The sequence below is a fragment of the Actinomadura sp. KC216 genome, from assembly GCF_004348535.1.
In the GTDB taxonomy this organism is placed as follows: domain Bacteria; phylum Actinomycetota; class Actinomycetes; order Streptosporangiales; family Streptosporangiaceae; genus Spirillospora.
In genome coordinates this window covers 1-18,025 of sequence record NZ_SMJX01000019.1, presented here as the reverse complement: position 1 = coordinate 18,025, position 18,025 = coordinate 1, and the positions used below count along the sequence as shown (strand labels likewise).

Here is an 18,025-nt window from a genome sequence, read left to right as displayed (position 1 = left end):
CTCCGAATGGCAGATGTCCTTCGAGACGAAGGCGCTTCCCGAAGCCCCGCCTGCGCGCCATTTCACGCGAGATGTTCAGCGGGCACCCCGGACGTGCTTACTGGCGGGAGGCTCGGCAGGTGCGCATGAGCACCTCGGTGGCCAGGCGGGCTCGCCGGTTCCACGAGATTCTGGACGAGGAGTACAGCAGGGCGCCCGCTCCCCCGCCCGAGCGCTCGCGCACGCGCCGGCCCTGGGTTCTCTTCGCCGGTGCCGCGGCGGGCGCGGTGGCTCTGAGTCCTCTCGTCCGTCGTGCCCTTGCCCGGGGCATCCGGCGGTGAGGTGGGGTTAGCTCCACCCTCTGGTGGGGGCTTTCCCTTCTCGGGGTGGGTGGCTGGGGCCAGTGTTTCCCGGAATGTCGGACGCAAAGGTTGTCATTGGACGACGACGACCGGCACGGGGAGGACACATGGCGAGCGTGGCGATGCGGCGCGGGGTGGTGCGGCCGCTGGTCACCGAGGTCGGGCTGCTGGCGGTGCTGTTCGCCTTCTACAAGTGGGGGCGGATGCTCGTCGAGCACGGGCCCGGGCAGGCGATGGCGAACGCCGCGTGGCTGTGGGACTTCGAGCGGTCGTGGTTGCCCAACGAGGTGGACTTCCAGCAGTGGGCGCTGGGGTGGGATCACACCGCCTTCCTCGCGAACGTGTACTACGTGGGCGTGCACTTTCCGGGGACGGCGCTCCTGCTGGTCTGGCTGTATGTGCGGCACCGGTCGTCCTATGCGAGAGTGCGGAACGAGCTGGTCGCGCTGACGGCGGCGGGGCTGCTCGTGCACATGCTGTTTCCGCTGGCGCCGCCGCGGCTTGCCGGTATCGGAGCCGTGGACACGATGCTGACGGTGGGGCCGTCGGCGTATCCGGCGGGGGCGGCCGAGGGGATCGCGAACCAGTACGCGGCGATGCCGTCGCTGCACATCGGGTGGGCGATCCTCGTGGCCGTCGCGGTGGTGCGGGTGTCGCGGAGCCGGTGGCGGTGGGTCATCGCGATGCACGCGCCGGTCACGGTGTTCGTGGTGGTGGTGACCGCCAACCACTACTGGACGGACGGCATCGTCGCCGCCGCGCTGCTGGCCGGGGCGATGGCGCTGGTTTCGCTGGTGGAGCGGGTGCGGCAGGGTGGGGTGCATGCTGCCGACGCACACGAGTTCCGAGGTACCGGACGTCCCAGTAGCGGTCTTGCCGATCGGGAGCCACGAGCAGCACGGCCCGTACCTGCCGCTGGCGACGGACACGGTGATCGCCTGCACGATCGCGGCGGAGATCGCGAATGCGTACCCGGTGCGGACGCTCCCGCCCGTGACGATCTCGTGCTCGCATGAGCACGCGGCCTGGCCCGGGACGGTGAGCATCTCGGCGGCGACCCTGCACGCGGTGGTGCGGGACGTCGCCGAGTCGCTCGCGAGGGGCGGGGTGCCGAAGCTCGTGCTGGTCAACGGGCATGGGGGCAACTACGTGCTGGGGAACGTCGTCCAGGAGGCGCACGGGGACATGGCGCTCTTCCCGGGGCCGGAGGATTGGGAGGACGCGAGGCGCGCGGCGGGCATCGAGACCTCTGGTGACGGTGACATGCACGCCGGGGAGCTGGAGACCTCGATCCTGCTGCACGCCCATCCGGAGCTGGTGCGGGACGGGTACGAGACCGCCGATCATCTGGCCGATGACCGGCGGCACCTGCTGACCTCGGGGATGACCGCCTACACCGCGTCGGGCGTCATCGGGCGGCCGTCACTGGCCCGCGCCGGCAAGGGCCGGGACGTGCTGGCGAGCCTCGTCGCGGCGTTCGGGGACCGGCTCGCGGCGCTTCAGCAGTAGGGTCGCGGCGCCCGGCAGGCACGCGACGAAGGTGAGCACGCCGTAGACGACGGAGACGGTCAGTCCCTGCGCCGAGCCGAGCCCGGCCGCGCCGAACGCTAGGGCGAGGACGGCCTCGCGCGGGCCCCAGCCGCCGACGTTCACCGGCAGCACCATCACGAGGAGCGCCAGAAGGAGCAGGGGCAGGAGGTCTAGGAGGGGGGCCGTGGAGCCTGCCAGGCGGGCGGCTACTACGAAGAGCGTTAGGTGGCCTGCTAGTGCGGTGACGGATAGTGCCGTTATGGCGGGCCAGGCGTTCAGGACGGTGCGGGCGTCCGCGAACGTCGCCGCCAGCGCGCGGTGGCGCGAGCGGGCCAAGAACAGTAGGGCGCTCAGGGCTACCGCGAGCGTGATCAGCGCGGGTGTCATGGCCGACAGGACGGCGGGCTGGGTGAACAGGACGATCACGCCCACCATCACCGGGACGAGCTGGCCGGTGATTCGTTCCAGCAACACGGCACGGAGCGCGCGGGTGCCCGAGCGGTGCGCGTGGCTCACGGCTCGGTGGACGTCCCCCAGAATTCCGGCGGGCAGGACGGCGTTCAGGAACTGGGCCTTGTAGTAGTCGGTGATGGCGCTGGTCAGGGGCAGGTCCAGGCCGAGGCGGCGGGCCACCAGGCGCCAGCGGGCCGCGCTGAGGACGGTCGTCAGGAGGCCGATGGCGAGGGCGAGGACGATGGAGCGGGCGTCGATGGCGTGGAGCGCGTCCACGAACGCGTCCGTGCTGTGCCACCAGAGGAGCGTGGCGAGAATGCCCAGCCCGATGAGCAGGCGCAGCCAGGGCCAGAGTCTTGTCACGACGTCCTCCCTGGGATGGCGAGCAGGTCGAGGTGGTGGACTTCGACGATGAGCGAGCCGATGGCGCATTCGTCCAGGCGGCGGCGCAGGTAGGACTCGGCGGCGGGGGCCAGGTCGGGGCGCTGTTCGGTCGCGGCCGAGACCCAGCCGCGCAGCCACGCCGAGGTCAGCGCCGACTGGCCGGGCCCTAGCCGCCACGGGCTCGACCGGGTCCGGACGGTGGCGCCGCGCCGTCCGAACGCCTCGGTCGCGGCGGTGACGGCGTCCGGCCCGAGGAGGCCGTCGCGGCGCTGGTGCGCGTCGAAGGCGGCGGCGAGTTCGGCGTCGAGCGGGTCGGGTGGGGACAGGCGGACGCGTCCGACGACCGACAGCGTCAGCAGCGCCGGGCAGGCCGCGGCGGCGGCGATCGTCTCGATGTCGGCGGCGCTCAGCACGTCCAGCAGCGCGGACGCGGTGACCAGCGACGCGCCGACCAGGTCGGACGCCTGGAGCGAGCCGACATCGCCCTTCCGGGTCTCGATCGTCGCGCGGAGCCCGTCGGCGGTGGTGTAGATGTTCGCGGCGGCCCGTTCGAGCAGCTCGGGGTCGTTGTCGTGCAGGATCCAGTGCTGCGGGCCGCGCAAACGGCCGGACAGCCAGCGTCCCAGGGAACCGGTGCCGCAGCCGAGGTCCCAGATGACCAGCGGCCCGTCCGGCGGGAGGGCGGCGCGGAGCGGGACGAGCAGCTCGGTGGCGCGGGCGGCGGCGTCGGCGCTCTCGCGGAGCGCCAGCCATGACGGATCGAAACCCGGTGTCTCTCTCTGAGGGGACGACCCCCCAGACCCCCCGGCGCTACGCGCGTTCATCGGTTCTCCCTCCGAAGCCTGGACAAGACGGTGGCCATGCGGCGGGCGGTGTCGTCCCAGCCGGAGAGGGTGTCACGGCGCCGGCGGGCGGCGGCGCGCAGGCGGCTCCGCAGGTCGGGTTCGACGAGCCAGCGGCGCAGCGCGGCGGCCAGCGCGGCGGGGTCGTCGGGCGGGACGAGGAGCCCGGGGACGGCGCCGGACGGGTCCCAGCCGAGGGTGTCCGGCACGCCGTCGACCGAGGTCGCGACGACGGGGACGCCGCGCGCGAGAGCCTCCGTCACGACCATCCCGTACGTCTCGGCGCGGGACGCGAGGACGAGGAGGTCGGCGGACGCGTAGGCGTCGTCGAGGCGCTTGCCGGTCAGCGGGCCTTCGAGGCGGACGCGGTCGCCCAAGCGGTGCCGGGCGATCAGCCGTTGCAGGCGCGTCACGTGCTCGGGGTCGCGGCGCAGCGGGCCCACGCACTCGCACAGCCACGGGAGGTGGGCGAGGGTGGCCAGGGCTTCGACCAGGATGTCGTGGCCTTTGCGGGGCGTCACGGACGCGACGCACAGGAGGCGGGTCGCGCCGTCCGTGCCGGTCGCGAGCGGTGCGGGTTCGGTTCCGGGGGTGACGGCGTGGACGCGGGACGCTTCGAGGCCGTGGTGCGCGACGAGGTGGTCTCGCGCCCATGGGCTGGTCGTCACTACGGCGCCGACCGCCTCCAGTGTTCTGCGTTCGAGAGCGTTCAGGTCGGCTTGTCCGGGTTCGTCCGCCAGCGGGAGGTGGACGAGGACGGCGAGCCGCAGCCGGTCCGCCTCCGGGACGACGATCTCGGGCACACCGCACGCCACCAGGCCGTCCAGCAGGACGACGGAGCCATCGGGCAGCCCGGCGAGCGCGCGGGCGAGCCCGGCGCGGGCAGCGGAGTCGGGCCGCGGCCACGCCCCCGGCACCGCCAGCTCCCGGACCGGGCGTCCCGACGCCGCCAGCTCCTCGCACAGCATGCGGTCGTAGTGGTTCCCGCCGCTCGGGACGCCCGCGTCGTCGATGTCGCCGGGGACGACGAAGCAGATCTCGTGCGCCCCGGTCATAGCTCGCGCTCGTAACTCGCCCAGGCGACGTGCGACTCGTGCAGCGTCACCGTGATCCCGGCGAGGCCGCGCGCGTGCTCGCCGAGCGCGCCCGCGTGGACCCGGCCGGCGAGGCGGTCGGCGATGACCTTGGCGAGGAACTCCGTCGAGGTGTTGACCCCGGCGAAGTCGGGCTCGTCGTCCAGGTTGCGGTAGTTCAGCGCGGCCAGGACCTCGCCGAGCTCGCGGGTGGCGAGGCCGATGTCGACGACGATGCCGTCGGGGTCCAGGTCGGGGCGGCGGAACGTCGCGTCCACCAGGTACGTGGCGCCGTGCAGCCGCTGCGCCGGTCCGAAGACCTCGCCGCGGAAGCTGTGCGCGATCATGACATGGTCGCGGACGGTGATCGCGAACACGTGCTCTCCAGTTGGTCGGGGTTTGAATCTTCTTCATCCGGCGTTCTTCAGCGGCCTGCACATCCGCTCCTCCGAGGATGAAATGGATTCACTGGTAGGTGATTCGGTGGCAGAGCGCGGGAAGTTCACCGCTCGCGAGAAGCGGCATGATCGTCGGCAGGTCGGCGAAGGGGCTCTCGCCGGTGACCAGCACGTCGAACGCGGGGTCGGCGAGGAGGCGCAGCGCCAGCGCGAGCCGGTCGGCGAAGCCGCGCCGCGACCGGCGGGCGGGCGTGACCGCGCCGACCTGGCTGCTCCGGACGGTCAGCCGCCGCGAGTGGAAGAACTCCCCGAGCGGCACGGCGACCCGCCGGTCCCCGTACCAGCTCAGCTCCACGACCTCGCCGTCCGGCGCGAGCAGCTCCAGCGACCGCGCGAGGCCCGCCTCGGTGGCGCTGGCGTGGACCACCAGGTCGCAGCCGCCGTCCGCCTGCTCCGGCAGGACGAACTCGACGCCGAACGCCCGCGCGACGCCCTCGCGGGACGGGTCGGTGTCGACGAGCTGGACGCGGCACCCCGGGAACCCGGCGAGGACCCCGGCGACCGAGGAGCCCACCATCCCGGCGCCGACCACGGCGATCCGGTCGCCGATCAGCGGGGCCGCGTCCCACAGCGCGTTCACGGCGGTCTCGACGGTCCCGGCGAGGACGGCGCGCTCCGGCGGCACGTCGTCCGGGACGGGGCACACCGCGCTCGCCGGGACGACGTACCGCGTCTGGTGCGGATACAGGCAGTACACCGGCCGGCCGAGCAGGCCGGACGGGCCCTCCTCGACCACGCCGACGTTCAGGTAGCCGTACTTGACGGGGGCGGGGAACGTCCCGTCCTGGAACGGGGCCCGCATGACCGCGTGCTGGTTCGGCGGGACGCCGCCGCGGAACACGATCGCCTCCGTGCCCCGGCTCACGCCGGAGAAGAGCGTCCGGACCACCACGTCGCCCGGCCCCGGCTCCGGCAACGGCTCGTCGCGGATCTCCCCGCTACCGGGCGACCGGATCCAGAACGCGCGGGCTTCCCGCTCCATCCGTGCTCCTCCCCCGGCTCACCCGGCTCCCCCGCCGCTCACGCTGCAGGAACAGCCACACCACGTCGCGTCCGAACGACCACAGCAGCAGGGCGAGCGCCGCGCCGACCAGCGCGCCCGCGTACGGGACGACGCCCGACGCCGCAGCGACCAGCGTCACGCCCTGCACCACCGCGACCGCCTTCCGCGCGATGCTCGGCCGCAGGTCCGCGCGCAGCCACGGCGCCACCCAGGCCGCCGCGCCGAACGCGTACCGCATCGCGCCGATCGCCAGCACCCACGCCCCGGCGGTCCACGCGACGTGCACGCTCAGCACCAGCACGAGGAAGGCGTCGACCTCCATGTCGAACCGGGCGCCGAGCCGCGACGCCGTCCCGGTGCGGCGGGCGACCTGGCCGTCCACCCCGTCCAGGACGAGCGCCGCCGTCGCGACCGCGACGAGCGTCCACGCGTGCCCGCCACCGAGGAGATGCCCCGTGACCAGCGCGGAAACCCCGCCGGTGAGGACGACCCGCGTCAAGGTCACGTGATCGGCCGGGCCGAGCGCCCGCCGCCCGCGGAACGCCGCGCTGAGGATCGCCCACGCGGACAGCGCGTACACGACGCCCACCGCCATGCCCGCGATCCCGGGACGCAGCGCCGCCACCAGCGCGACCTGCACGCCCGCCGCGCCCGCCAGCTCGGTGCCGCGCGTCAGCCGCAGCCCCCTCCGCCGCGGCGGTGCGGCGGCGCGCCAGACGACCCCCACCGGCCGGGGTGCGGTCATCGGGCGCGTCATCGGCGGGCCTCGCCGACCGGCGTGCCGCCGAGCACCGCGGCGGGGGCGTCGAGCTGCGGGAGGTCGTGGCCGAGGCGGTCGCGCTTCGCGGTCAGGTACCGGACGTTGTCGTCGCTGACCGGGACGAGCAGCGGCACCCGCTCCGCGACCTCGACGCCGTACGACTCCAGCGCGTCGACCTTGGCCGGGTTGTTCGACATCAGCCGCACCGACCGGACCCCGAGGTGCCGCAGGACGCGGGCGGCCGGGCCGTAGTCGCGGACGTCGACCGGCAGGCCGATCGCGGTCGCGGAGTCGACGGTGTCGAGGCCCTGGTCGTCCTGGAGGATGCAGGTGCGGATCTTCGCGACCAGCCCGATCCCGCGCCCCTCGTGCCCGCGCAGGTAGACCAGGACACCGGCGCCCTCGCGGACGATCGCGTCCACCGCCGCGCCGAGCTGATCCCCGCACTCGCAGCGCGTGGCGGCGAAGATGTCGCCGGTCAGGCACTCCGAGTGCGTCCGGACGAGCACGTCCTCCCGGCCCCGGACGTCGCCGCGGACGAGCGCCATGTGCTCGTGCCCGTCGACCGGGTCTCGGAACGCGACGGCGCGGAACACGCCCCGCCGTGTCCGCAGCTCCGCCTCCGCGATGTCGTTCTGCTCGATGCCCTGGTCGTGCATCGCTCCCCTTCCTCGGCTCCGCAATCACCCGTGGTACGTGGCGGACGCACGCGGCGGTTGCGTTGTGAATCGGTCCGTACGATCCGTGGCACGGAGGGGAGGCACCTCAGGGTTCAGCGTATGCGGGTCCGGACCACCAAGTCGTGCACGGCACGGTGGTTCGCGGGGACTTCCGGCAGGTCGCTGCGGTCGCGCTCGGTTTCGAGGAGGGCGGTGAGCGCGGCGACGTCGTCCCGGAGGCGGGGCACGTCGGGCGCGTCCGCCGGTAGCGCGCCGTGCTCGGCGGCCCGCTTCGCCTCGATCAGGGCGGGCAGGTACGGCGGGCCTTGGGCGGTGAGGCGGGTCAGGTCGGCCTCGACCTCGCCCGTCCGCATCAGGTGGATTCCGGTCAGCAGCACCCGGAACGTGTAGAGGAGCGGTTTCAGCTCGTTCGTCCGCTCGAACAGGCTCCACTGCGTCCGCGCGAAGCCGAGGTAGTGGTGCGCGTGGTTGGACGTGACCAGCCCAGGGACGAGCGCCTTCAGCTCCTCGTGCACCGGCGACGTGGCGACGACCAGCGGCGACATGACCTGCTCCAGGACGTACCCGTTGCGCCGCAGCAGCAGCGTGCAGAACTTGGCGAGGTCGTGGGTGACGGCGTCGGCCTCCACGCCCGCGTGGTCCCACATCAGCGTGACGGTCTCCCGCCCCTTCTCCAGCCCGACGATCTCTTCGAGCGGCAGCAGGTGGACGCCGCGCAGGTCGATGTCGGAGTCCCGGGACGGGAACCCGTACAGGTGCGCGCCGCTGACCGTGAGGAACGCGCGCGGGTACGGGTGGTCGGCGGCGAACCGGTCGAGCATGCCGCCGGGCAGGTTCAGGGTCACCGGTCCACGCTCCCTCGGCGGATGGAGATCAGCAGGTCCTCGACCGCGGCGCGGTCGGGTTCGGGGGGCAGCGAGCTGCGGGCGGCGGCGTCGTCCAGGTCGGCGGCGAGGGCGCTGCGCCATGCCTCGATCTCGTCCCAGCCGACCTCGCCGCGGCGGACGGCGAGGAGCCGTTCGCGCAGGTCGCCGACGTCCACGCGCGGTTCGCCGTGCCGGACGAGATGCGCCCCGCTCGCCAGCAGCCGCAGCATGTGCATGACGTGCTTCCAGCGCGGCGCGCCGCCGTTGCGCAGGTCGCCCTCCAGCTTGCGGAACTGGGCCTCGGCGTACCGGAGGAACGTGCGATGGACCGCCCGGGACAGGAACGCCCGCCGGATGGCCAGCAGTTCCTCACCTTCCGGTGTGACCTTCTCGACGAGCGGCGACCACAGGCACTCCAGGACGGTCGGGTTCGCGGCCAGGGCCAGCTCGCAGAACCGCTCCAGCTCCCACGAGAACTGCTCGGGGAGCGGGCCGTCCAGGTGGGTCGGCGGTTTGGTGAAACCCCAGAACAGCGGGGCCGGCGCCGCGTACACGCCGCGCCGGTCGACGTCGCTGCCGTCCGTCGCCAGGCCGTAGGCCCGCGACCCGGTCACGACCGACAGGATCATGTGGTCGCGGACGAGGTCGAGCGCCTCGGCGGGGTGGTCTGAGGTCGTCACGGACGCAGCCTGGCGCAACGCGCCGCCGGGTGTCGACTTGTAACGGTTGTGTTTCGGCGCATTGACACTGAGTCGGGTTCGGTCTTTCCTTCGTGGGAGCGCTCCCACACGGAAACCGGAAGCACACGACCTGGAGAGGGGTCCGCGATGAGGGCCATCATGCGGCGCGGACTGGGCACGGCGATGGCGGCCGTGCTCGCCGGCGGCCTCGCCGTCGGCTGCGGCGGCGACAACGACGGAGGGGGCGGCTCCGACGGCGGGCCCGTCGAGCTCACCGTCGACGTCTTCGGCGAGCCGGGCTACGACGCGCTCTACAAGCAGTACGAGCAGTCGCACCCGAACGTCACGATCAAGCAGCGCAAGGTGTCCAGCCTGGACGAGTACAAGCCCCGCATCCAGCAGTGGATGGCCACCGGCAGCGGCGCCGGGGACGTCGTGATGCTGGAGGAGGGCATCCTGCCGCTCTACATGCAGCAGCGGACCAAGTTCGTGAACCTCTTCGACCACGGCGGCAAGGCCCTGGAGCAGAACTTCCTGCCGTGGAAGTGGCAGATGGGCGTCAGCCCGGACGGCGGGCAGCTCGTCGGGCTCGGCACCGACGTCGGCCCGCTCGCCATGTGCTACCGCAAGGACCTGTTCGAGAAGGCGGGCCTGCCGACCGAGCGCGACGAGGTCGGCGAGCTGTGGCCGACGTGGGACGCGTTCCTGTCCACCGGCCAGAAGTTCCAGGAGAAGGTGCCCGGCAGCAAGTGGCTGGACGGCCCCACCGCCGTGTTCCGCGCGACCGTCCTGCAGAACGCGGGCAGCGGCCCGGGCCACAGCTTCTTCGACAAGGAGGACAGGCTCGTCTTCGACTCCAACCCGGCCGTGAAGCAGGCGTTCGACACGACGCTGAGGTTCGAGCAGGCCAAGCTCACCGCCGACATGTCGATCTTCACGCCGCCGTGGCAGACCGCGCTGAAGCGGGACACGTTCGCGACCGTGCCGTGCCCGTCCTGGATGCTCGGGGGCATCGAGGAGTTCTCCGGCGACGCGGGCAAGGGCAAGTGGGACGTCGCGACGACCCCGGGCGGCTCCGGCTACTGGGGCGGGTCGTGGCTGGCGGTGCCGAAGCAGACCAAGCACGCGAAGGCCGCCGCCGAGCTGGCGAAGTTCCTCACCTCGCCGCAGGGGCAGGTCGGGGCTTTCAAGGAGGCGAAGGTCTTCCCGTCCTCGCCGCAGGCCGCGCGGGACCCGGCGGTCTCCGGCACGAAGAGCGCCTACTTCGGTGACGCCCCGATCGGCCAGATCTTCGGGCAGCTCGTCGCGGCGGTGAAGCCGGTGCATCTCGGACCGAAGAACGAGGACGTGCGGGCCGCGGTCGAGAACGTCCTGATCTCGGTGGGGCAGGGCGAGCAGAAGCCCGAGGACGCCTGGTCGAAGTCCGTCGAAGAGGCCGAGAAGGCCGCCAGGTAGCGATGACGACCGATCTGCGCCAGAGCCGGAACGGGCCGCCGCCCGCGCCGGCGGCGGACCGCCCGGGACCGCGCCGCACGTGGCGGTCCCGGGTGGCCCGGCTCGACCTGAAGGGCGCGCCCTACGCCTTCATCTCGCCGTTCTACCTGGTCTTCCTGGTGTTCGGCGCGTTCCCGCTCGGCTTCACGCTCTGGGTGTCGCTGCACGAGTGGGAGCTGGGCTCGGGGACGCGCGAGTTCATCGGGCTCGACAACTACGACTACCTGCTGACGGACGCCGACTTCTGGCACGCGACGGTCAACACCCTCGGGATCTTCGTGGTGGCGACCGTCCCGCAGCTGCTCATCGCGCTGCTGATCGCGAACGCGCTGAACCGGCGGATGCGGATGCCGACCCTGTTCCGGATCGGGATGGTCGCGCCGCTGGTCACCTCGACCGCCGCCGTCGCGATCGTGTTCACCCAGATGTTCGACAAGGACTGGGGCATGGTCAACTGGGCGCTCGGGCTGGTCGGGATCGACCCGATCGCCTGGGCGAGCAGCCGCGGCTGGTCCTGGCTCGCCATCGCGGTGATGGTCGACTGGCGCTGGACGGGCTACAACGCGCTGATCTACCTGGCCTCCATGCAGGCGATCCCGAAGGACCTGTACGAGGCGGCGGCGATCGACGGCGCGTCCAGGATGCGGCAGTTCTGGCAGATCACGGTGCCGATGCTGCGTCCCACGATCATCTTCACGGTGATCATCTCGACGATCGGCGGGCTGCAGCTGTTCACCGAGCCCGTCCTGTTCAGCGTCGGCACGCCCAACAAGATGGACGGCGGCCCGGCGCACCAGTTCCAGACGATCACGATGTACATGTACGACAACGCGTTCGGCCACGACCGGTACGGCTACGGCGCCACCGTCGCCTGGGCGCTGTTCGTGATGATCATCGTGTTCTCCCTGATCAACTTTCTGGTGGTCCGCCGGACGGGAGGCACGAAATGACCACGCTCCTGGCCGGAACCGGAAGGGGGCCCCGGCGCTCCGGGCGGCAGGACCGGCATCCCGGACGGTTCCGCGGGCTCTGGAACGCGAGCCCGCTCACCTACCTCACGCTGATCGCCGCGCTGGCGCTGTCGGTGTTCCCGATCTACTGGATGATCATCGTGGCGACCCGGACGAACAGCGTGGTCGCCGACGTCCCGCCGCCGCTGCTGCCCGGCGGGCAGGGCGCCGGCAACGTCGGCCGGCTGTTCGACAACCCGGAGGCGTACTTCGCGAAGGGGCTGCTGAACTCGGCCATCGCGTCCGGCGCGGTGACGATCTCGACGGTGTTCTTCGCCTCGCTGGCCGGGTTCGCGTTCGCGAAGCTGCGCTTCCGCGGCAAGAACGCGCTGCTGCTCGTCATCGTCGCGACGATGATGATCCCGGTGCAGATGGGCATCATCCCGCTCTACATGATCATGGTGGAGCTGGGGTGGCAGAACCGGCTGCAGGCGGTGATCGTCCCGTTCCTGGTCACCGGGTTCGGCGTGTTCATGATGCGGCAGTACGCCGAGCAGGCCGTCCCGGACGAGCTGATCGAGGCGGCCCGCGTCGACGGGTGCACCACGTTCGGCATCTACTGGCGCGTCGTGCTGCCCGCGCTGCGTCCCGCCGCGGGCGTCCTCGGCCTGTTCACGTTCATGCAGACCTGGAACGAGTTCATGTGGCCGCTCGCGGTACTGAGCCCCGACAACCCGACGGTGCAGCTGTCCATCAACAACCTGGCGAACGCGTACTTCAAGGACTACACGCTCATGTTCGCCGGGACCAGCGTGGCGATCCTGCCGCTCCTCGTCGTGTTCATCGTTTTCGGCCGCCAGATCATCGGCGGAATCATGGAAGGTGCAGTGAAGGCGTGACCTCCCTCAAGGACGACGCACAGGACGACACCGGGGCCGCGCCCGCCGCGCTGTTCCCGACCGGGTTCCGCTGGGGAGCCGCGACCGCCGCCTACCAGATCGAGGGCGCCGCCGACGAGGGCGGGCGCGGGCCGTCCATCTGGGACACCTTCGCCCGTACCCCCGGCAAGGTCCTCGGCGGCGACACCGGCGACGTCGCCGTCGACCACTACCACCGGTTCCGCGACGACGTCGCGCTGATGGCCGACCTGGGGCTGACCTCGTACCGGTTCTCGATCTCCTGGCCGCGGGTTCAGCCCGCTGGGTCCGGCGCGTTCAACCCGGAGGGCCTCGACTTCTACGCGCGGCTGGTGGACGCGCTGCTGGACGCCGGGATCGAGCCCTGGCCGACCCTCTACCACTGGGACCTGCCTCAACCGCTGGAGGACAAGGGCGGCTGGCCCGAGCGGGACACGGCGCACCGGTTCGCCGAGTACGCCGCCCGCGTGCACGCCGCGCTGGGCGACCGCGTCCGGCACTGGACCACCGTGAACGAGCCGTGGTGCGCGGCGTTCCTCGGGTACGCGTCCGGGGAGCACGCTCCGGGACGCCGCGACCCGTCCGCGTCGCTGCACGCCGCGCACCATCTGATGCTCGGCCACGGCCTGGCCGTCGAGGCGATGCGGGCGCACGCCCCCGGCAACCGGTTCGGCGCGGCCGTGAACCTGTACGCGGTGTCGCCCGCGACGGACGACCCCGCCGACGCGGACGCCGCGCGCCGCGTCGACGGGCTGCAGAACCGGCTGTTCCTCGACCCGCTGCTGCTCGGCCACTACCCGTGGGACGTCCTCGCCGACACCTCCGGCCACGGGTTCGACCCGCCGGGCGAGGACCTCGCGGTGATCCGCCGGCCGCTCGACCAGCTCGGGATCAACTACTACTCGCGGCACACCGTCGCGGGGACGCCCGGCGAGACGTCGCAGACCGCGTCGTCGCCGTTCGCGACGCACTCGCCGTGGGTCGGGAGCGGGCATGTCCGGTTCGTCCCATCCGGGCGGCCGGTGACCGGGATGGGCTGGGACATCGACGCGGGCGGCCTGCACGAGGTGCTGACCCGGCTGCACCGCGACTACCCGTCCGTCCCGCTGTACATCACGGAGAACGGCGCGGGCTACGACGAGGAACCGGACGGGGACGGCGCGGTACGGGACGCGGCCCGCATCGCCTACCTCGACGCGCACCTCCGGGCATGCCACGACGCCATCTCCGACGGTGTACCGCTTCACGGATACTTCACGTGGTCGCTGCTGGATAATTTCGAGTGGGCTTGGGGCTATGCCAAGCGCTTCGGGCTCGTCCACGTCGACTACGCCACGCAGCGCCGCACGCCCAAGGACAGCGCGCGGTGGTACGCCGGGGTGATCGAGCGCGGCGGGCTCCCCGGGCGGGACTGACCGGGCGCGAGGGCGGCACGGACGAGAAGGGGGCCAGATGGCGGGCAGGAGCACGCGCCCGACCCTGGAGGAGGTCGCGACGCGGGCCGGGGTCGGCCGCGGCACGGTGTCGCGGGTGATCAACGGCTCGCCGCGGGTCAGCCCGCAGGCCCGCGAGGCGGTGCTGAAGGCGATCGACGAGCTCGGGTACGTGCCGAACCGCGCGGCCCGGACGCTCGTCACCCGCCGCACCGACACCGTCGCGCTCGTCGTCGCCGAGTCCGACCAGCGGCTGTTCGACGAGCCGTACTTCGCCGGGATCATCCGCGGCATCGGCAACGGGCTCGCCGACACGGGGCTGCAGCTCCTGCTCGCCCTCGCCCGCTCCCCCGCCGAGTACGGGCGCCTTGAGGACTACCTCACCACCCAGCACGTGGACGGCGTGCTCCTCACGTCCCTGCACGCCGAGGACCCGCTGCCCGCGAAGCTGGAGGCCAACGGCGTCCCGACCGTGCTCGGCGGGCGCCCGCCCGGGCTGTCGCCGGTCAGCTACGTCGACGTCGACAACCGCAGCGGCGCCCGCGAGGCCGTCGCGCACCTGGTCGCGGCGGGACGGCGGCGGATCGCGACCATCGCCGGCCCGCAGGACATGGGCGTCGGCATCGACCGGCTCGCCGGGTACCGGGACGCGCTCGCCGCGGCGGGGCTACCCGAGCTCGTCGAGTACGGCGACTTCGGCGAGGCCAGCGGCATCGCCGCGGCGGAGCGGCTGCTGGCCGCCGACCCGTCGGTGGACGCGGTGTTCGCCGCCGACGACCCGATGGCGCTCGGCGCGCTGCGCGTGCTGCACCGGCACGGCCGCCGCGTCCCCGGCGACGTCGCCGTGATCGGGTTCGACGACTCCGCCGCGGCGCCGCTGGCCGACCCGCCGCTGACGACCGTCCACCAGTCGCCGGAGGAGATGGGCCGGGAGATGGCGCGGCTGCTGGTGTCGCGGATCCGCGGCGAGACGGTGGCGGACCCGGTGGTCATACTGCGGCCCCACCTGGTCCTGCGCGAGTCCGCCTGACATGATCGTCGTATGGCCTACGAACCGACCGCCGCGGAACTCGCCCATCTGAGCCGCTGCGTGACACTCGCCGCCGAGGCCCTGGACGCGGGCGACGAGCCGTTCGGGACGGTGCTCGCGGCGGCGTCCGGCGAGCCGCTGTTCGAGGACCGCAACCGCACCGCGGACGGCGACCAGACCCGCCACCCCGAGTTCGAGGCCGCCCGGTGGGCGGCCGCCCACCTGACGCCGGAGGAGCGGGCGGCGGCGACGGTGTTCACCTCCGGGGAGCACTGCCCGATGTGCTCGGCCGCGCACGGATGGGTGGGCCTCGGCCGGATCGTCTACATCCACTCGTCGGCGCAGCTCGCCGCGTGGCGGGCCGAGCTCGGCATCGAGCCGGGACCGGTGGCCGCGATCCCGGTCCAGGAGGTCGTGCCGGGCCTGCCGGTGGACGGCCCGGTCGCGTCCCTGGAAGCCGCGATGCGCGACCTCCACACCCGCGCCGTCACCGGCGGGTAAGCCCGTCGCGGCCGGGTGGGCGCGGTCACCGGCGGGTGAGCGCCTCCAGCCGCTCGACGGCCGCCCGCCAGTCGGACGGCAGCCAGCAGCGCGTCGCCCTGTGGCCGCGGTAGTCGAGCGTGTAGGTGAAGTGGTCGGCGACGTCGCAGCCCGCCGTCGACGACCAGGTGGTGACGATGCCGTCCAGCGCGGCGCGCAGGCCGCGCATTTCCGCGTCCTTGAGCGTGATCGTCCTGCCGTTGACGAGGGCCGTCCCGGAAACGTCGACGGTCACCCGTTCCTCAATACCGGCGAATCCCCCAGATCGCTCGTAGGCGACCAGAACGTCCGGCCCGGTGAAAGCGAACATCGCGTAACGCCTCCGCTAATCCGCCATCGCGGCGCTACCGGAACAGGATTCCGCCCGTTTGGCGCATGGCGGCACAGCGGTTCGGATATGTCCGGGCGAAATGGCGGGCCTTGCCGCGCCATCTGCCGTCGGCGCTCACCCGGACGGGCGAGTACTCCATCGTGCAGGCGCCCTCCTGGAGGCCGATCCGCCGCACGTCGCCATTGACGGATTCGAGCTGGTCGCAGGCCCGGGACGGGGCGTGGTGCGTGCCGCCGTCCGGGCGGCACCACAGGTTGACCGCGGTGACGGAGCCGTGCTCGGGCGCCACCATCAGCAGGTAGGCGCCGACCGGCCCCGCCGCCTGGGCGGGCGCGGCGGGCACGACGACCGCCATTCCCGCCAGCACGGCGGCCCAGCGGAAACGGGCACGCGGCATTTGCATGATTTCCTCCCAGAATTGCCCACCGGAATCCCCGGCACCGACCGGCCGGACACCGAAGGCCGCCCGTTCATTACTTAGACCAAGCCCGCCCGTGTGCGCAATCACCCCGGGCGCAATTCGGCGCACGCCTGTGTTATCACGCTTCGCAGGCCCTACATACCGGGACGTTCCGCCGCTAGGCTGACCTCTCATGACCGACTTGTTGAATTCGCCCTTCCTCAAGATCGAGCAGCAATCGTCACAACTGGAGTACCGGATCGAGGGCCGGGACGACCGGCCCCTCGGCCACGCCACCCAGGTCGCGGGCCCGAAACCGCGCAAGGGGCTCATGGGAATGTTCGGCTCGGGCCTGAAGGACGCGCGGGTCGTCGTCCAGGTCGCCGGGCTCGACGGCGCGCCCCTCTTCTACGTCGACCATCAGGACGGCGCGCCCGTCGCGGTCGTCGCCCCCGACGGGACCGTCATCGGCCGGTTCCAGTACGACCTGGCCGGCGTGGCGCGGCAGATGGCCGGCGGCGGCGCCGGGCGGGGCATGCTGGGCGCCCTCGCCGGGGCCGCGGCCATGCGGCACCGCCTCCTCGACGCCTCCGACCGTCCGCTGTGCGAGCTGGCGTGGGAGATGCGGCGCACGGGCGCGGGCGAGAACCTCCGCTGGGTCCCGGTCGCCTGCGACTACACCGACATGAACAGGCAGCGCATCGCGCACGCCGACGTCAAGGAGGCGACGTTCAAGGACCGGTACGCCCTCCAGCTCATGTACCAGCTCCCCGAACCGCTGCGCACGCTCGTCATCGCCTCCCCGCTCGCGTTCGACCTGACCCGGAGCTGACGTGCCGACCCTCTACGAGGCCCTCACCTGGACGATCGACGAGCCGCGGCGCCCGCGCGAGTACGTCTTCCACGACGGCGGCGAGCTGCTCGCCAACGTCACCCGCGTCCCGCTCAGGCGCCCGGACGAGGCCGCCATGCCCTACGCCAACCCGCACGCCCAGTACGACGAGAGCCGCGTCGTCCTCTGCGTCGCGGGCCCCGACCAGACGCCCTGCTTCTACGTGGACCGCACCAACGACCCCATGCGCCCGCAACCCGCCTACGTGGTGGCGCCGAACGGCGGCCTCATCGGCTCCATCGCCGTCTCCACCGGCGGAGTCAAGGGCGTCTTCAAGCTCATGTCCGGGCAGCAGGGCGGCCGCTACGCCCTCCTCGACGCGCACGGGAACCAGACCGCTCTCCTGACCACCCCCGGCCTGCGGAACCCGCACGAGGAGGGCACGATCACCGACCCCGGCGGCACGCAGATCGCCGCCTACCGGACGGGCCACTCCGCGTACGGCGAGCGGCGCCGCAGCCACACCGTCCGCCTCTTCCACCCGCTCCCGGAGCCGCAGCGGACCCTCGTCCTCGCGTCGCTGCTCGGCGTGGAGCTGATGATCCCGGCCTGACCGCGACCACGGGTGGTCAGGAGCCGCAGGGGGCGCCGTTCAGGGTGAAGCGGGACGGGGCGGAGTTCGCGCCGCCGTCCTGGCGTCCGAGGAAGCCGAACTCGGCGGACCCGGCGGGCGGGATCGCGCGGTTCCAGTCCGCCGACGTCACGGTGACGGAAGGGCCGCTCTGCACCTGGCTGCCGTTCCACAGCTGGACGATCGCCTGCCCGTCCGGGAACTCGAAGCCCAGCGTCCAGCCGTCGATGGCGCCGTCGCCGAGGTTCGTGATCCGCACCGTCGCCTGGAAGCCCTGCTCCCACGTCCCGACGACCCGGTAGGACACCGAGCAGGTGGCGGCCGGGCGGGTCGGCGCCGGGCTCGCCGTGGGCGGCGGGGCGGCGGCGGTCGGCTCGGACGAGTCCGGGGACAGCAC

General features: G+C 72.6%; 22 protein-coding genes and 1 pseudogene. 11 read left to right on the top strand and 12 right to left on the bottom strand.

What is annotated here, in order from left to right; all coding sequences use genetic code 11:
* The first annotated feature begins 71 nt into the window (after positions 1–71).
* The 3 genes and pseudogenes from E1264_RS45145 (at position 72) to E1264_RS05655 (ending at position 1,850) form a co-directional block, all read left to right on the top strand.
* Positions 72–320, top strand: a complete 249-nt coding sequence (locus E1264_RS45145) for a DUF6082 family protein (RefSeq protein ID WP_243710773.1) — start codon at positions 72–74, stop codon at positions 318–320.
* Between the two features lie 74 nt (positions 321–394).
* Positions 395–1,114: pseudogene (locus E1264_RS45140) on the top strand (phosphatase PAP2 family protein); the annotation flags it as partial.
* Between the two features lie 49 nt (positions 1,115–1,163).
* A complete protein-coding gene (locus tag E1264_RS05655) occupies positions 1,164–1,850 on the top strand; it encodes a creatininase family protein (RefSeq protein WP_132170265.1) in 687 nt (228 codons plus the stop codon).
* On the opposite strand, the gene E1264_RS05650 is transcribed toward E1264_RS05655, so the two are convergent.
* The 9 genes from E1264_RS05650 to E1264_RS05610 all read right to left on the bottom strand — a co-directional run bounded on the left by E1264_RS05650 (position 1,764) and on the right by E1264_RS05610 (position 9,070).
* Positions 1,764–2,687, bottom strand: a complete 924-nt coding sequence (locus E1264_RS05650; RefSeq protein WP_243710768.1) for a lysylphosphatidylglycerol synthase transmembrane domain-containing protein — start codon at positions 2,685–2,687, stop codon at positions 1,764–1,766. The two genes, E1264_RS05655 and E1264_RS05650, sit on opposite strands and share 87 nt — an antisense overlap.
* Complete coding sequence (locus tag E1264_RS05645) at positions 2,684–3,532, bottom strand: class I SAM-dependent methyltransferase (protein WP_132170261.1); 849 nt, start codon at positions 3,530–3,532, stop codon at positions 2,684–2,686. Before E1264_RS05645 ends, E1264_RS05650 begins: the two co-directional genes overlap by 4 nt.
* Positions 3,529–4,605 (bottom strand): glycosyltransferase family 4 protein, encoded by a 1,077-nt coding sequence (locus tag E1264_RS05640; RefSeq protein WP_132170259.1) that lies wholly within the window; start codon positions 4,603–4,605, stop codon positions 3,529–3,531. Before E1264_RS05640 ends, E1264_RS05645 begins: the two co-directional genes overlap by 4 nt.
* Entirely contained in the window at positions 4,602–5,000 is a 399-nt protein-coding gene (locus E1264_RS05635; protein ID WP_132170257.1) for a 6-carboxytetrahydropterin synthase, read from the bottom strand. Before E1264_RS05635 ends, E1264_RS05640 begins: the two co-directional genes overlap by 4 nt.
* Positions 5,001–5,088: 88 nt before the next feature.
* The gene (locus E1264_RS05630) at positions 5,089–6,063 is read right to left on the bottom strand and encodes a zinc-binding alcohol dehydrogenase (RefSeq protein ID WP_132170255.1); all 975 of its coding nucleotides are present in this window, start codon (positions 6,061–6,063) and stop codon (positions 5,089–5,091) included.
* A complete protein-coding gene (locus E1264_RS05625) occupies positions 6,020–6,829 on the bottom strand; it encodes a CDP-alcohol phosphatidyltransferase family protein (protein ID WP_132170253.1) in 810 nt (269 codons plus the stop codon). The genes E1264_RS05630 and E1264_RS05625 overlap by 44 nt, the downstream gene beginning before the upstream one ends.
* An 8-nt stretch (positions 6,830–6,837) precedes the next feature.
* Positions 6,838–7,503 carry a GTP cyclohydrolase II gene (ribA, locus tag E1264_RS05620; RefSeq protein ID WP_132170251.1) on the bottom strand — a complete coding sequence of 222 codons (666 nt, stop codon included), beginning with the start codon at positions 7,501–7,503 and terminating at the stop codon, positions 6,838–6,840.
* Between the two features lie 113 nt (positions 7,504–7,616).
* On the bottom strand, positions 7,617–8,369 hold the full coding sequence (locus E1264_RS05615; RefSeq protein ID WP_243710767.1) for a nucleotidyltransferase domain-containing protein: 753 nt from the start codon (positions 8,367–8,369) through the stop codon (positions 7,617–7,619).
* Complete coding sequence (locus E1264_RS05610) at positions 8,366–9,070, bottom strand: nucleotidyltransferase domain-containing protein (protein ID WP_243710766.1); 705 nt, start codon at positions 9,068–9,070, stop codon at positions 8,366–8,368. The genes E1264_RS05615 and E1264_RS05610 overlap by 4 nt, the downstream gene beginning before the upstream one ends.
* Before the next feature lie 159 nt (positions 9,071–9,229).
* Between E1264_RS05610 and E1264_RS05605 the strand changes: the two genes are divergently transcribed.
* The 6 genes from E1264_RS05605 to E1264_RS05580 are packed head-to-tail and all read left to right on the top strand — an operon-like array spanning position 9,230 to position 15,395.
* Positions 9,230–10,525 (top strand): extracellular solute-binding protein, encoded by a 1,296-nt coding sequence (locus tag E1264_RS05605; RefSeq protein ID WP_243710765.1) that lies wholly within the window; start codon positions 9,230–9,232, stop codon positions 10,523–10,525.
* A gap of 2 nt (positions 10,526–10,527) precedes the next feature.
* Positions 10,528–11,514 (top strand): sugar ABC transporter permease, encoded by a 987-nt coding sequence (locus E1264_RS05600; RefSeq protein WP_132170247.1) that lies wholly within the window; start codon positions 10,528–10,530, stop codon positions 11,512–11,514.
* The gene (locus E1264_RS05595; protein WP_132170245.1) at positions 11,511–12,413 is read left to right on the top strand and encodes a carbohydrate ABC transporter permease; all 903 of its coding nucleotides are present in this window, start codon (positions 11,511–11,513) and stop codon (positions 12,411–12,413) included. Before E1264_RS05600 ends, E1264_RS05595 begins: the two co-directional genes overlap by 4 nt.
* Positions 12,410–13,846 carry a GH1 family beta-glucosidase gene (locus E1264_RS05590; RefSeq protein WP_207935733.1) on the top strand — a complete coding sequence of 479 codons (1,437 nt, stop codon included), beginning with the start codon at positions 12,410–12,412 and terminating at the stop codon, positions 13,844–13,846. The genes E1264_RS05595 and E1264_RS05590 overlap by 4 nt, the downstream gene beginning before the upstream one ends.
* Before the next feature lie 37 nt (positions 13,847–13,883).
* Positions 13,884–14,894: a LacI family DNA-binding transcriptional regulator gene (locus tag E1264_RS05585; protein WP_132170243.1), complete on the top strand. Its 1,011-nt coding sequence runs from the start codon at positions 13,884–13,886 to the stop codon at positions 14,892–14,894.
* Between the two features lie 12 nt (positions 14,895–14,906).
* Complete coding sequence (locus E1264_RS05580) at positions 14,907–15,395, top strand: nucleoside deaminase (protein ID WP_132170241.1); 489 nt, start codon at positions 14,907–14,909, stop codon at positions 15,393–15,395.
* 25 nt (positions 15,396–15,420) lie between these two features.
* Here the strand turns inward: E1264_RS05580 and E1264_RS05575 are convergent, their stop codons facing one another.
* Both E1264_RS05575 and E1264_RS43135 read right to left on the bottom strand, forming a co-directional pair.
* Positions 15,421–15,744 (bottom strand): hypothetical protein, encoded by a 324-nt coding sequence (locus E1264_RS05575; RefSeq protein ID WP_132170239.1) that lies wholly within the window; start codon positions 15,742–15,744, stop codon positions 15,421–15,423.
* A 34-nt stretch (positions 15,745–15,778) separates the two neighbouring features.
* The gene (locus E1264_RS43135; protein ID WP_165964022.1) at positions 15,779–16,168 is read right to left on the bottom strand and encodes an SSI family serine proteinase inhibitor; all 390 of its coding nucleotides are present in this window, start codon (positions 16,166–16,168) and stop codon (positions 15,779–15,781) included.
* Positions 16,169–16,358: 190 nt separating this feature from the next.
* Between E1264_RS43135 and E1264_RS05565 the strand changes: the two genes are divergently transcribed.
* Positions 16,359–16,997 (top strand): hypothetical protein, encoded by a 639-nt coding sequence (locus E1264_RS05565; protein ID WP_165964021.1) that lies wholly within the window; start codon positions 16,359–16,361, stop codon positions 16,995–16,997.
* Between the two features lies 1 nt (position 16,998).
* Positions 16,999–17,610 carry a hypothetical protein gene (locus E1264_RS05560; RefSeq protein WP_132170233.1) on the top strand — a complete coding sequence of 204 codons (612 nt, stop codon included), beginning with the start codon at positions 16,999–17,001 and terminating at the stop codon, positions 17,608–17,610.
* Positions 17,611–17,626: 16 nt separating this feature from the next.
* On the opposite strand, the gene E1264_RS05555 is transcribed toward E1264_RS05560, so the two are convergent.
* On the bottom strand, positions 17,627–18,025 hold a 399-nt coding region (locus E1264_RS05555; protein ID WP_207935732.1), incomplete at its 5' end, for a cellulose-binding domain-containing protein.

Bases quoted from the DNA above. Each gene is read 5' to 3' on its own strand.
- E1264_RS45145 (WP_243710773.1), top strand. From the start codon at position 72: ATGTTCAGCGGGCACCCCGGACGTGCTTACTGGCGGGAGGCTCGGCAG.
- E1264_RS05655 (WP_132170265.1), top strand. From the start codon at position 1,164: ATGCTGCCGACGCACACGAGTTCCGAGGTACCGGACGTCCCAGTAGCG.
- ribA (WP_132170251.1), bottom strand. From the start codon at position 7,503: ATGCACGACCAGGGCATCGAGCAGAACGACATCGCGGAGGCGGAGCTG.
- E1264_RS05595 (WP_132170245.1), top strand. From the start codon at position 11,511: ATGACCACGCTCCTGGCCGGAACCGGAAGGGGGCCCCGGCGCTCCGGG.
- E1264_RS05640 (WP_132170259.1), bottom strand. From the start codon at position 4,605: ATGACCGGGGCGCACGAGATCTGCTTCGTCGTCCCCGGCGACATCGAC.
- E1264_RS05585 (WP_132170243.1), top strand. From the start codon at position 13,884: ATGGCGGGCAGGAGCACGCGCCCGACCCTGGAGGAGGTCGCGACGCGG.
- E1264_RS05630 (WP_132170255.1), bottom strand. From the start codon at position 6,063: ATGGAGCGGGAAGCCCGCGCGTTCTGGATCCGGTCGCCCGGTAGCGGG.
- E1264_RS05645 (WP_132170261.1), bottom strand. From the start codon at position 3,532: ATGAACGCGCGTAGCGCCGGGGGGTCTGGGGGGTCGTCCCCTCAGAGA.
- E1264_RS05625 (WP_132170253.1), bottom strand. From the start codon at position 6,829: ATGACCGCACCCCGGCCGGTGGGGGTCGTCTGGCGCGCCGCCGCACCG.
- E1264_RS43135 (WP_165964022.1), bottom strand. From the start codon at position 16,168: ATGCAAATGCCGCGTGCCCGTTTCCGCTGGGCCGCCGTGCTGGCGGGA.
- E1264_RS05565 (WP_165964021.1), top strand. From the start codon at position 16,359: ATGACCGACTTGTTGAATTCGCCCTTCCTCAAGATCGAGCAGCAATCG.
- E1264_RS05580 (WP_132170241.1), top strand. From the start codon at position 14,907: ATGGCCTACGAACCGACCGCCGCGGAACTCGCCCATCTGAGCCGCTGC.
- E1264_RS05605 (WP_243710765.1), top strand. From the start codon at position 9,230: ATGCGGCGCGGACTGGGCACGGCGATGGCGGCCGTGCTCGCCGGCGGC.
- E1264_RS05600 (WP_132170247.1), top strand. From the start codon at position 10,528: ATGACGACCGATCTGCGCCAGAGCCGGAACGGGCCGCCGCCCGCGCCG.
- E1264_RS05575 (WP_132170239.1), bottom strand. From the start codon at position 15,744: ATGTTCGCTTTCACCGGGCCGGACGTTCTGGTCGCCTACGAGCGATCT.